Genomic DNA, 12,505 nt, shown 5'->3' with positions numbered 1-12,505 from the left:
ACGTAAAAGGGGCGAGGTGAGCCTTGTGCACGAGTCCGACCCCGCCCGGACCGGGCCCGCCAGCCAGCAGGGGATGCGCCGGGCCAACCTGGCCCTGGTGCTCGGGACGATCGCGAGCGGGCCGCGCTCGCGCGCCGAGGTGGCCGCCGGGACGGGGCTGACCAGGGCCGCCGTCTCCTCGCTGGCCGAACAGCTGATCGCCGCCGGCCTGGTGGTCGAGGAGGGCCCCGCCGCGCCCAGCGGCAAGGTCGGCCGCCCCGGCACCGCCCTCGGCCTCAACCCGGCCGGGCCCGGCGGCCTCGGCGCCGAGATCGGCGTGCGGCACCTGGGCGCCTGCGTGGTCGACCTGCGCGGGGAGGTCCGCGCCTGGCGGCGCCGGGAGGTCTCCAACCACGGCCGCGAGCCCGCCGCCGTGATGGCCGACCTCGCCCACCTGCTGCACGAGGCCGTCGCCGAGTCGGGGCTGCGCCCGGCCGCCCTCACCCTGGCCGTGCCCGGGCTGGTCGGCGGCTCCGGCGGGATGCTCCAGCGGGCCGCCAACCTGGGCTGGCAGGACGTCCCGCTGGCCGCCGCCCTGCGCCCCGCGCTGCGGACGGCCGGGGGCGGACTGGCCGACCTGCCGATCGAGGCGGACAACGAGGCCAACCTCGGCGGACTGGCCGAGCGCTGGCTGGGCGAGGGCCCGGAGGACTTCCTGTACGTCTCCGCCGAGGCCGGGGTCGGCGCGGCGATCGTGGTCGGCGGCCGGCTGCTGCGCGGGGCGGGCGGCTTCGCCGGGGAGTTCGGCCACGTGCCGGTGCACCCCGACGGGCCCCGCTGCGCCTGCGGGGCGCACGGCTGCCTGGAGCAGTACGCGGGCGAGGCGGCGGTGCTGCGGGCGGCCGGCCTGACCGGGGCCCGCGGCGACTGGGTGGCCCTGGTCGCCGACCGCGCCGGGGCCGGGGACGCGGCCGCCCGCGCGGCGCTGGCCGGGGCCGGTACGGCGCTCGGCACCGCGGCCGCCGGCGCGGTCAACCTGCTGGACCCGGCCGAGGTGGTGCTGGGCGGCGGCTACGCCCGGCTGGCGCCCTGGCTGCTGCCCGCGATGCGGGCCGAGCTGGCCGCCCGGGTGACGGTGCGGCCCTGGTCGGAGGAGCGGCTGACGGTCTCCCGGCTGGGCCGCCGGGGCCCGCTGCTGGGCGCGGCGGTGCGGGTCGTCCGGGCCGTCGTGGCCGACCCGGGCCCGGTCGGGTAGCGGCGGGCCCCGGCGGCGAACGCGCCCGAGCCCCCGGCCGTGGCGGCCGGGGGCTCGGTGACGAGCGGGAGGAGTGCGGGGCTCAGCTCTCGGCGGCGGCCAGTTCGCGGCCGCCGGAGCGCGGGCCGCGCAGCACGGCCAGCAGGGCGACGCCGATGCCGATCAGCGCCCAGACCACCATGACCAGGATCGGCAGCCCCAGGTTGGTGGAGCCGAAGTAGGCGACCGACTTGGTGGCGGTGGTACCGGCGCCGTTGGGGATCCAGGAGCCGATCGCCCGCCAGAACGGCGGCGTCATCGGCGCCGGGTAGACCCCGCCCGCGCTCGGGTTGCCGAGCACCACGAAGATCAGCACCGCGACGCCGATCCCGAGGATGTCGAACAGGCACTGCAGCGCCATGGTGAACGCGCCGACCGTGAACACCACCAGGGCGCCGATGGCGCTCAGCCCGAGGACCGAGCCCGGCAGGGCGTCCAGCACCGGCCCGGCGATCACCGTGCCGAGGACGCCGGCGCCGACCGAGTACACCGCGAGGACGCCGAGGCGGATCAGCAGGCGGTGGGTGTTGGCCGGCTTGGAGCCCGCGCTGATGCCCAGGATCGAGGCGACCAGGTAGCCGCCGACGCACCAGCCGATCACCAGGTAGAAGGCGGAGAGGCCGTTGGTGTCGCCCTTGGCGAGCGGCACCACGTCGTGGACCTTGACCGTACGGCCCTGGGACTGGTCGATCGCGGTGGTGATGGACTCGGCGGCCTTGGCGGCGGAGGTGCCGCGGGCGCTGCCGACCAGCAGGGTGTCCTGGGTGGAGGTCGGGTCCACGACCAGTGCGGCGTAGAGCTTCTGGTCCTTGATCAGCTGGGTCGCCGTCTCGGCGTCCGGCGCGGTGCTGGCGCGGACGGCGTCGTTCGGCACCGACTCCAGCGCGCCGACCAGCTTGGGGGCGACCTGCGGCGGGGCGACCACCGCGATGGAGAGGTTCTGCGGGGCGGGCTTGTGCAGTGCCCCGATGTAGGAGGTGATGAAGCCGAGCTGGAGCAGCAGCACGCCGATCACGAGCAGTGCCGCGCGCGGGGTGACCGCGCTCTTCAGTTCGGCGATGAAACCCTGCCCCGGGGCTGCCATCCACATCTCCTCGTGTAATGGGGAAAAACGGTACTTCCAGAACCGATACTTCATACCATGAAGTAGTTGGCTTGTCGCACCGGCCGCGCCGGGCCGCCGCCGGTGCCGCTGCGCGATACTGGCGCGGTGAGTGACGAGGAATCCCTGGTGGCGGTGGAGCGCGAGGTCGCGCTGATGTTCCGACGGGGCCGGGCCAGAGTGGCGGAACTCTCACGGCGGGTGCACCCCGGGCTGGAGGGGATGGCGTACAGCCTGCTCGGCTACATCGAGCAGGCCGGGCCGGTGCGGGTGACCGACGTCGGCGCGCACTTCTCGGTCGGCAAGGCGACGGTGAGCCGGCAGGTCCGGACGCTGGAGGAGCTGGGCCTGGTGGCCCGGGAGACGGACCCGCTGGACCGCCGGGCCGCGCTGGTCTCGCTCACCGAGGACGGGCGGCGGCGCTACCTGGCCGCGCAGGGCGTCCGGATGCGGCGGGTGCGCGAGGTGATGGGCGGCTGGTCGCCGGAGGATGTGACCCGTTTCGCGGAGCTGCTGCACCGCTTCAACGACGTGCTGGGGGAGTCGGCGGCCGACTGACCGGGCGGTCCCCGGCGGTGCGACAGGGCCCGTAGCTGCGGGTTTTACTTGCCCTTGAAGAAAGTTGCCTTATTCAACCATCTCGTTTTATGGTTGCTTACGGCAACGAAATTTCATGATCCGCGCATCCCGCCCGCCCGCCGAAGGACCCAGATGACCGTGACCACCGAGGCCGCGAGCGGAACCGCCGCCGCGGCCGACAGTCCCCAGATGACGCACCGGCAGGTGATGGAGGCGCTCTCCGGCCTGCTGCTCGGCCTGTTCGTGGCCGTGCTCTCCTCGACCGTCGTCTCCAACGCCCTGCCGCACATCCTGGCCGACCTGCACGGCGGCCAGTCCGCGTACACCTGGGTGATCACCGCGGCCCTGCTCACCCTCACCGCCTCCACCCCGATCTGGGGCAAGCTCTCCGACCTCGTCAGCAAGAAGCTGCTGCTCCAGATCGCCCTGCTGATCTACATCGGCACCTCGGCGCTGGCCGGCCTCTCGCAGAACACCGGCGAGCTGATCGCCTGCCGCGCGCTCCAGGGCGTCGGCGCCGGCGGTGTCGTGGCGCTCGGCCAGATCTGCCTGGCCGCGATGGTCCCGCCGCGCGAGCGCGGCCGGTACAGCGGCTACTTCGGCGCGGTCTTCGCGCTCGCCACCATCGGCGGGCCGCTGATCGGCGGCGTCATCGTGGACACCTCCTGGCTGGGCTGGCGCTGGTGCTTCTACGTCGGCATCCCGTTCGCGCTGGTCGCGATCCTCGTGGTGCAGCGCACCCTCAAGCTGCCGCTGGTCAAGCGCAAGGCGAAGATCGACTACCTGGGCGCGCTGGTCATCACCGCCTCGGTCAGCCTGCTGATGATCTGGATCACCCTGGCCGGCAAGAACTACGCCTGGCTGTCCTGGCAGACCGCGGCCATGGTCGGCGGCGGCCTGGTGCTGGGCGCCCTGGCCGTCGTGATCGAGCGCCGCGCCGCCGAGCCGATCATCCCGCCGAGCCTCTTCAAGTACCGCACCGTCACCCTGGCCGCCATCGCCAGCGTGCTGGTCGGCGTCGGGATGTACGGCGCGACCACCTTCCTCAGCCAGTACTTCCAGCTGGCCCGCGCCAAGTCCCCGACCGTGGCCGGCCTGATGACCCTGCCGATGATCCTCGGCCTGGCGGTCTCCTCCGCGGTGGCCGGCCGGCTGATCACCAAGTACGGCAAGTGGAAGGCCTACCTGGTCTCCGGCACCGCGCTGCTCGCCATCGGCTTCGGCCTGCTGGGCACCGCCCGGGCCGACACGAACTACGCGCTGCTCTCCCTCTACATGGCGATCACCGGCGTCGGCCTCGGCCTGACCAGCCAGAACCTGGTGCTCGCGGTGCAGAACACGGTGCCCCGGCACGAGCTCGGCGCGGCCAGCTCGGTGGTCACCTTCTTCCGCACCATGGGCGGCGCGATGGGCGTCTCCGCGCTCGGCGCGCTGATGACCAACAAGGTCGGCCACTACCTGGCCGAGAACCTGGCCGCGGCGCACGTCCCGGCCTCGCCCGCGGCGACCGGTGGCGGCATCCCGGACCTGGCCAAGCTGCCGGCCCCGATCGTGCCGCTGGTGACGGACGCCTTCGGCCACGGCGTCGGCACCGTCTTCCTGTGGGCCGCCCCGTTCGCGGCGCTGGCCTTCGTCACCGTCCTCTTCATCCGGGAGACCGTGCTGAGGACCACCCAGGAGGGCTGACCGGCCGGCGGGACCGACCGCGGGCAGGGATACGCGAACGGGCCGGGGAGTGTGGAGACACTCCCCGGCCCGTTCCGTTGTGCGCGGCGCGTGCGGTGGCTAGTGGCCGGCGATCAGGGACAGCCCGTAGAGGACGACCCCGCCGCACAGGGCGAAGCAGACGTACGCGCCGGCCAGGGCCAGCCGCCCGCCGCCCGCGGCCCCGGCGGTGCCCTCGCCCGTACCGGCGGCGCTCACCGCGGCCTCGCGGCGGGACAGCGCCAGGATGCCGAGCGCGAAGACGGCGACCACGGCGACGGTGATGCCGAAGCTGAGACCGGCGGTCTGGGCCAGGGCGTTCCACTTGATGTGCATGGTGAGTGCTCCTCAGCCGGTGGCGCTCAGGCCGCGACGGTGGTCGAGGCGGGGGTGGGGGTGTTCGCGGTACCGGCCGGTGCGACCTCGACCGGGGTGACGTCGACGTCGTTGACGTTGTCCGCTCCGACCGGCTGGCGGCGGGAGATCACCCACATCGCGGCCGCGCCGGCCACCAGCACGACGCCGACCAGGGCGACGCCCCAGCTGCCCTGCTCGGCCAGCAGGGCGGCGCCGCCGGAGACCACCGCGGCGGCCGGCAGGGTCAGGCCCCAGGTGTAGACCATGCGGCGGACCAGGCTCCAGCGCAGCTCGCCCTTCGGGCCGCCGAGGCCGGCGCCCATGATGCCGCCGGAGCAGACCTGGGTGGTGGAGAGGCCGAAGCCCATGTGCGAGGAGGTCAGGATGACGGTCGCGGCGGCCGACTCGGAGGCGAAGCCCTGCGGCGGGCGGATGTCCGCCAGGCCCTTGCCCATCGAGCGGATGATCCGCCAGCCGCCCATGTAGGTGCCGAGCGCGATCGCCGCGCCGGCGGAGACGATCACCCAGGTGGGGGGCAGCGCGCCGTGCGGCAGGGCGCCGACCGAGACCAGGGTCAGGGTGATGATGCCCATCGTCTTCTGGGCGTCGTTGGTGCCGTGCGCGAGCGAGATCAGCGAGGAGGAGAAGACCTGGCCGGTCTTGAAGCCCTTCTCGGTGGTCGCGGTGTTGCCCTTGCGGGTGATCGCGTAGGCCAGCTTGGTGGCGCCCCAGGAGGCCAGTCCGGCGACGAAGGGGGACGCGACGGCCGGGATGAGGATCTTGGTGACCACGGTGTCGAAGTTGACGCCGCTCGTGCCGACGCCGACGATCGTGGCGCCGATCAGGCCGCCGTACAGGGCGTGCGAGGAGCTGGACGGCAGGCCGCGCAGCCAGGTCAGCAGGTTCCAGAGGATCGCGCCGGCCAGTGCGGCGAAGATGATCTCGGGATGGACGCCGGCCTTCTCGTTGACGATGCCGCCGGAGATGGTGGTGGCGACCTTCACGGACAGGAACGCGCCCGCGAAGTTGAGCAGGGCCGCGATGGTGACCGCGACCTTCGGACGAAGGGCCCCGGTCGCGATCGCGGTGGCGGCCGCGTTGGCGGTGTCGTGGAACCCGTTGGTGAAGTCGAAGGCGAGCGCCGTGATGATCACAACGGCTACCAGGAACGAGATGTGTTCCATACCCAAACAATCGTCGTAGTTGTCGCACGGACGTTGGTGACGTCGCGACCGTAGGTCTGCTTGGTAAACGGAAGGTGAACTGGGTCGGGAATCGTGGTTCCAATGGTTGACTCGCAGTGACCACTGGGTTTCGTCGGGGTGACATACGGCGCGCTGAACTGGACATTAGCGAAGAACGCGCCGGTTCGACCCGGTTTGCTGAGAGCTGTCTCACAGGTCAATCGAGAATTAACCTCCCAGTCCGCATGCGCCCTGTTTCCGGTGAGTAACCCGTGGGAGGATCTGCGGGATCCGGGAAGCCGGGACAGGGGCAGTGCGCGGCGGGGAGGACCAGCCATGGGCGGGGCGGGACAGAGAGCGGAGACGGCACGCGTACGGCCCTGGGTACGGGCGGCACTGCGCTGCGGAGCCGTCCTCGCGGCCGCGGCGCTCGCGCTGCCGGTCGGCGCGGCGGCCGCCTGGGCCGCACCCGACCCGGGAGCCGGGCAGGTCGTCGCCGGCGCGGACCCGCTCGCCGACGCCAAGGCCACCCTCGGCCCGCTGCTCGACCGGCTGCACGCGCTCTACCAGAGCGCCGAGGCCGCCACCGAGCAGTACAACGGCGCCGTCGCCAAGGCGGCGGAGCAGCAGACCTCGCTCACCGACCTCCAGGGCCGGCAGGACCGCCAGCAGAAGCAGGTCGACGCCGGCACCGACATCGCCTCCCAGCTCGCCGCCGCGCAGTACCGCAACGGGTCCGCCTCGGCCTACGCCGAGCTGCTGCTCTCCAAGGACCCGTACGAGGCGGTCGTCATCGCCGAGCTGCTCGCCTCGGCCAGCCGCTCGCAGTCGGAGTTCCTGGACAAGCTGAAGAGCGACCGGGACGCGCTGGACGGGCTGAAGAAGCAGACCGAGGAGGCGCTGAAGACCTCCCAGGCGCTGGTCGCCCAGCAGGACGCGGCCAAGGCCAAGGCCGCCTCCGACCTGGCCGCCGTCGAGCAGACGGTCGCCACCCTGACCGGCGCCCAGCGGGCCGAGCTGGAGCAGCTGGAGAAGGCCAAGGCGGACGAGGCGCAGCTCGCGTTCCTCGCCTCCGGGGCGCTCGGCAAGGGCGAGCGCACGCCCTCCCAGCAGGGTCGCGGGGCGATCGCCTTCGCGCTGGCGCAGGTGGGCAAGCCGTACCTGTGGGGCGGCACCGGCCCGGACGCCTACGACTGCTCGGGCCTCACCTCGCAGGCCTGGCTGCACGCCGGCCGGCCGATCCCGCGCACCAGCCAGGAGCAGTGGGCGCAGCTGCCGCACGTGGCGCTCAACCAGCTGCGGCCCGGCGACCTGGTGGTGTACTTCCAGGACGCCTCGCACATCGGGATGTACATCGGTGGCGGGCTGATCGTGCAGGCGCCGCGGCCCGGGGCGTTCATCAAGATCTCGCCGATCGGCTCGATGCCGATCCTCGGCGCCGTCCGTCCGGACCCGACCGGTGCGGCGGACGAGGCCGGCGGCGCCTGGAAGGTGCCCGACCTCCCGGCGAACTGGGACTCCGTGACGCCGATCGCGCCGAGCCCGGCCAACCAGGTGCCGGCCCCGCCGGCCACGGGCGGCACGGTGACGCCGCCGGCCGTGCCGGGCACGCCGACCGACCCGGGCACGCCGAGCACGCCGGGCGGCACCGGTACGCCGACCGACCCGGGGACGCCGACCGGCGGCACGCCGACCACGACCCCGACCACGACCCCGACCGGGACGCCGACCGGGCCGGGCACCCCGAGCGGGACCGGCACGCCCACCCCGACCGGGACGGGCACCCCGATGGGGAGCCCGAGCGGCACCGGTTCGGCGACCGCCACGGCCGCGGGCAGTGCGACGGCGACGCTGCCGCTGGGCACCCCGACGCACTGACGCGCCGATCAGGCCACGAGGAGGCCGCCCCACGTCACCGGACGCGGGGCGGCCTTCGCGGTGCTCGGGGTTACGCGCCGCTGTCGGGGGCGAAGCGGATCACGACCGCCTTGGAGGTCGGGGTGTTGCTGATGTCGGCGGTGGAGTCCAGCGGCACCAGCACGTTGGTCTCGGGGTAGTAGGCCGCCGCGCCGCCGCGGGCGACGGGGTAGTGGACGACCCGGAAGTGCGGGGCGCGGCGCTCCACCCCGTCGCTCCACTCGCCGACCAGGTCGACGTACCCGCCGTCGGTCAGCCCCAGCTCCTCGGCGTCCGCGGGGTTGACCAGGACCACCCGGCGGCCGCCCTTGATGCCGCGGTAGCGGTCGTCGAGGCCGTAGATCGTGGTGTTGTACTGGTCGTGCGAGCGCAGGGTCTGGAGCAGTAGCCGGCCCGGCGGGACCTCGGGGGCGGTCAGCGGGTTGACGGAGAAGTTGGCCTTCCCGGTCGCGGTCGGGAAGGTGCGGGTGTCCCGGGGGCCGTGCGGCAGGGTGAAGCCGCCGGGGCGGCGGACCTTCTCGTTGAAGTCCTCGAAGCCCGGGACGACGCGGGCGATCCGGTCCCGCAGGGTGTCGTAGTCGGTGGCGAAGTCCTCCCACGGCACGGTGTCCCGCGGCCCGAGCACGGTGCGGGCCAGCCGGCAGACGATCGCGGTCTCGGAGAGCAGGCCGGGGGCGGGCGGGCGCAGGCCGCCGCGCGAGGCGTGCACCTGGCCCATCGAGTCCTCGACGCTGACGAACTGGGCGCCGCGTGCGCTGACGTCCCGGTCGGTGCGGCCGAGGGTGGGCAGGATCAGGGCGCGGGCGCCGGTGACCACGTGCGAGCGGTTGAGCTTGGTGGAGACGTGGACGGTCAGCCGGCACTTGCGCATCGCGGCCTCGGTGACCTCGGTGTCCGGGGTGGCCGCGACGAAGTTGCCGCCCATCGCGAAGAAGACCCCGATCCGGCCGTCGCGCATGGCGCGGATGGTGTCCACCGAGTCGAGGCCGTGCTCGCGCGGCGGCTCGAAGCCGAACTCCCGGCCCAGGGCGTCCAGGAAGGCGTCGCCGGGGCGCTCGAAGATGCCCATCGTCCGGTCGCCCTGGACGTTGCTGTGCCCGCGCACCGGGCAGACCCCGGCCCCGGGGCGGCCGACGTTGCCGCGCAGCAGCAGGAAGTTGACCACCTCGCGGATGGTCGGCACGGCGTGCTTGTGCTGGGTGAGGCCCATCGCCCAGCAGACGATGATCTTCTCGGACTTCAGCACCAGCCGGCCGAGCTCCTCGATCTGCTCCCAGGGCAGGCCGGTCGCGGCGAGCACCTCGGCGCGGTCGGTCCGCCGCGCCTGGGCCTCGAACTCCTCGAAGCCGTAGCAGTGTTCGGCGACGAAGTCGCGGTCGACGCCGTCCTGCTCCAGGACGATCCGGTTCAGCGCGCGGAACAGCGCGAGGTCCCCGCCGAGGCGGATCTGCAGGAAGAGGTCGGTCAGCTTGGTGCCGTGGCCGACCAGGCCGCGCGCGTGCTGCGGGTTCTTGAACCGCTCCAGGCCGGCCTCCGGCAGCGGGTTGACGCTGACGATCGTGGCGCCCGCCCGCTTGGCGCGCTCCAGCGCGGAGAGCATCCGGGGGTGGTTGGTGCCCGGGTTCTGGCCGGCCACGATGATCAGGTCGGCCTGGTAGAGGTCCTTCAGGCTGACGCTGCCCTTGCCGACGCCGAGCGTCTCGGTGAGCGCCGAGCCGGAGGACTCGTGGCACATGTTGGAGCAGTCCGGCAGGTTGTTGGTGCCGAGCCGGCGGGCGAACAGCTGGTACGCGAAGGCGGCTTCGTTGCTGGTCCGGCCGGAGGTGTAGAAGGCGGCGCCGTCCGGGGTGTCCAGGGCCTTCAGCTCCTCGGCGACGAGCGCGAAGGCGTCGTCCCAGGAGACCGGCGTGTAGTGAGTGGCGCCCTCGTCCAGCAGCATCGGCTGGGTGAGCCGGCCCTGCTGGCCCAGCCAGTAGCCGGAGCGCTCGGCCAGGTCGGCGACCGGGTGGGCGGCGAAGAACTCGGCGCGGACGCGGCGCTCGGTGGCCTCCTCGGCGACGGCCTTGGCGCCGTTCTCGCAGAACTCGGCGGTGTGCGGCTTGTCCGGCTCCGGCCAGGCGCAGCCGGGGCAGTCGAAGCCGTCCTGCTGGTTGACCTTGAGCAGGGTGGCCAGGGTGCGGCGGGCGCCCATCTGCTCGGCGGCCATCCGCAGGCTGTGGCCGACGGCGGGCAGCCCGGCGGCGGCGTGCTGGGGCGCGGACACCTCGGGGGCGTCCTGCGCCGGGTCGCTCTGCGGGGCCTGCTTGGCCATGGCCGCTCTCCTCGGGCTCTGCTGGTGCGTACCGCCGCCTTCGTGCGGGGGTTCGATTCCATCCTTCCACCTGGCCGGGGGCCGGGGGAGGGGGCGGGCGGGGAGGGGCGACGGCGGGGCGAAGGGCGGCGGCCGGCGTCGGTAGAGTCTGGGCGTCATGGCGGGAGGGGAGCGCGCGTGCGAGTCGGGGACGTCCTGGACGGCCGGTACGAGCTGGTGGAGAAGCTCGGGCAGGGCGGGTTCGGGGTGGTGTGGCGGGCCGAGGACACCCGGATGGGGCGGCCGGTGGCGGTCAAGGTCATCGGGCACCACGGCGGCGACCGGGCGAAGGCCGCGCTGCGGTTCGTCCGGGAGGCCGGCGCGGCCGGCAACCTCTCGCACCCGCACATCGTCACGGTGCACGACCTCGGGCAGTGCGAGCTCGGCGGCGAGGAGGTCACCTACCTGGTGATGGAGCTGCTCACCGGCCGCACCCTCACCGAGGTGCTGGAGGCGGGGGTGCCCGAGCCCGGGCTCAGCCTGCGCTGGGGGCGGCAGATCAGCGGCGCGCTGGCCGCCGCGCACGACGCGGGCATGGTGCACCGGGACATCAAGCCGGACAACGTGATGATCACCGACGCCGGGCACCTGAAGGTGCTGGACTTCGGCATCGCCCAGCTGGACACCGGCGCGGGCGGGCTGACCACCACCGGGACGATCGTCGGCAGCCCGGCGTACATGGCGCCCGAGCGGTGGACCGGCGGCCGGGTGGACGGGCGGGCCGACCTGTACGCGCTGGGCTGCGTCCTGGTCGAACTCTTCACCGGGGCACGGCCGTTCGGCGGGGACTCGACGCCGGTGCTGATGTACCAGCACCTCAACGAGGTGCCCGCGCCGCTGGACCCGGCGCAGTTCGGGCTGCCGCCGCAGGTGGCCGGGCTGGTCGCGGAGCTGCTGGCGAAGGACCCGGCGGACCGGCCGGCCGACGCCCGTACGGTCGAGCGGCGGCTCGCCGAGCTGGCCGGGTGGGCGGGCGGCCGGGCGGGTGCGCCGGCGCCGGTGCCGACGGTGGTGGTGGAGCGCCCGGCACCGGTGGTGCCGCCTCCGCCGAGCGCCCCGCCGGTCGTTCCCGCGCCCGCCGTTCCCCCGCCCACCGTGCCGCCTGCCGTTCCCGCGCCCGCTGTTCCCGCTCCCGCCGCGCCGCCCGCCGTCCCGTCGGTGCTGCCGCCGCTGACCACGCCGCCGGTGACGGCCGCGCCGCCCTCCGAGGCCGTACGGGCCGGGCTGCGCGAGCGCCGGTCGGCCGCCTACCGGGCGGCGACGGCCGGCGAGTCGGCGATGCTCCTGCAGACCGTCGCCCAGGAGTGCGTGACCGTGCTCGGCGCGAGCGACCGGGACACCCTGTGCACCTGGCGGGACTTCGCCTGGTACCTCAGCCGGACCGGGGACCTGAACGGCGCGATCCGGCTGCTGACCGCCCTGGTGGGCGACATGCGCTCGGCGCTCGGCCCGCTCGACCCGGACACCCTCGGCGCCCGCTACCACCTGGTCTGGTGCGTCGGCGAGAGCGGTGCGCCGATCACCACGATCCGGCTGATGCACGAGCTGCTGCCCGACCTGCACGCCGCCTGGGGCCCGTACGACCCCCGGGTCCTGAAGGCCCGGCACGACCTCGCGCTGCACCAGGCCAACCGGGGCGACCCGCAGGGCGCGGTGATCCAGCTGCACGGGCTGCTGCCGGACCTCGCCCGGGTGCTGGGCGAGCAGCACCCGAGCACCGTGCAGGCCTGGCAGGACCTGGCCGGCTACCAGCGGCAGCTGGCCGAGGCCGGCCGCAAGGGGCCGGGGCCGCGCCGCCGGACGCCGCGGATGAGCCCGATGGAGGCGCTGGTGCTGGTGCGGCGGCTGCGGGTGTGGGACTTCGCCACCGACGAGCAGGCCCGGGCCTGCATGGACGCGCTGGACCGGGGGATCGGCCTGAAGGGCGTCGCGGACGTGGTGTTCGACGCGCCGGACCACGTCTCGGACGAGGACCTGGTGGAGGAGATCTTCGGGGCCTGAGCGCCGCCGCCACGGCGCCCAGGCCACGCCGGTGCCGT

The 12,505-nt window shown here is 74.0% G+C and carries 9 protein-coding genes; 5 read left to right on the top strand and 4 right to left on the bottom strand.

Annotated features, from left to right (window positions below; all coding sequences use genetic code 11):
- Positions 1-73: 73 nt before the first annotated feature.
- On the top strand, positions 74-1,234 hold the full coding sequence (locus ACLWS4_RS16260) for an ROK family transcriptional regulator (protein WP_416874448.1): 1,161 nt from the start codon (positions 74-76) through the stop codon (positions 1,232-1,234).
- 82 nt (positions 1,235-1,316) lie between these two features.
- On the opposite strand, the gene ACLWS4_RS16255 is transcribed toward ACLWS4_RS16260, so the two are convergent.
- Complete coding sequence (locus ACLWS4_RS16255) at positions 1,317-2,357, bottom strand: DUF3533 domain-containing protein (protein ID WP_387821967.1); 1,041 nt, start codon at positions 2,355-2,357, stop codon at positions 1,317-1,319.
- A 126-nt stretch (positions 2,358-2,483) separates the two neighbouring features.
- On the opposite strand from ACLWS4_RS16255, the gene ACLWS4_RS16250 reads away from it, so the two are divergent.
- Together ACLWS4_RS16250 and ACLWS4_RS16245 are read left to right on the top strand one after the other, a co-directional pair.
- On the top strand, positions 2,484-2,933 hold the full coding sequence (locus ACLWS4_RS16250) for a MarR family winged helix-turn-helix transcriptional regulator (protein WP_234348623.1): 450 nt from the start codon (positions 2,484-2,486) through the stop codon (positions 2,931-2,933).
- A 153-nt stretch (positions 2,934-3,086) separates the two neighbouring features.
- Positions 3,087-4,640, top strand: coding sequence for an MDR family MFS transporter (locus ACLWS4_RS16245; RefSeq protein WP_416874429.1), 1,554 nt, complete (start codon positions 3,087-3,089; stop codon positions 4,638-4,640).
- Positions 4,641-4,739: 99 nt separating this feature from the next.
- Here the strand turns inward: ACLWS4_RS16245 and ACLWS4_RS16240 are convergent, their stop codons facing one another.
- On the bottom strand, positions 4,740-4,994 hold the full coding sequence (locus ACLWS4_RS16240) for a hypothetical protein (protein WP_049658085.1): 255 nt from the start codon (positions 4,992-4,994) through the stop codon (positions 4,740-4,742).
- Positions 4,995-5,020: 26 nt separating this feature from the next.
- Positions 5,021-6,199 carry an inorganic phosphate transporter gene (locus tag ACLWS4_RS16235; protein ID WP_380740239.1) on the bottom strand — a complete coding sequence of 393 codons (1,179 nt, stop codon included), beginning with the start codon at positions 6,197-6,199 and terminating at the stop codon, positions 5,021-5,023.
- A 336-nt stretch (positions 6,200-6,535) separates the two neighbouring features.
- Here ACLWS4_RS16235 and ACLWS4_RS16230 point away from each other — a divergent pair, with 336 nt between their 5' ends.
- Positions 6,536-8,077, top strand: coding sequence for an NlpC/P60 family protein (locus ACLWS4_RS16230; RefSeq protein ID WP_416874428.1), 1,542 nt, complete (start codon positions 6,536-6,538; stop codon positions 8,075-8,077).
- 70 nt (positions 8,078-8,147) lie between these two features.
- On the opposite strand, the gene ACLWS4_RS16225 is transcribed toward ACLWS4_RS16230, so the two are convergent.
- Positions 8,148-10,427: an FdhF/YdeP family oxidoreductase gene (locus ACLWS4_RS16225; RefSeq protein WP_388044585.1), complete on the bottom strand. Its 2,280-nt coding sequence runs from the start codon at positions 10,425-10,427 to the stop codon at positions 8,148-8,150.
- A 177-nt stretch (positions 10,428-10,604) separates the two neighbouring features.
- Between ACLWS4_RS16225 and ACLWS4_RS16220 the strand changes: the two genes are divergently transcribed.
- Complete coding sequence (locus ACLWS4_RS16220; protein WP_416874427.1) at positions 10,605-12,467, top strand: protein kinase domain-containing protein; 1,863 nt, start codon at positions 10,605-10,607, stop codon at positions 12,465-12,467.
- Positions 12,468-12,505 lie beyond the last annotated feature (38 nt).

The sequence above is a fragment of the Kitasatospora sp. SC0581 genome, from assembly GCF_048159585.1.
Classification (GTDB): Bacteria; Actinomycetota; Actinomycetes; order Streptomycetales; family Streptomycetaceae; genus Kitasatospora.
This window is presented reverse-complemented; position numbering and strand designations above follow the sequence as displayed.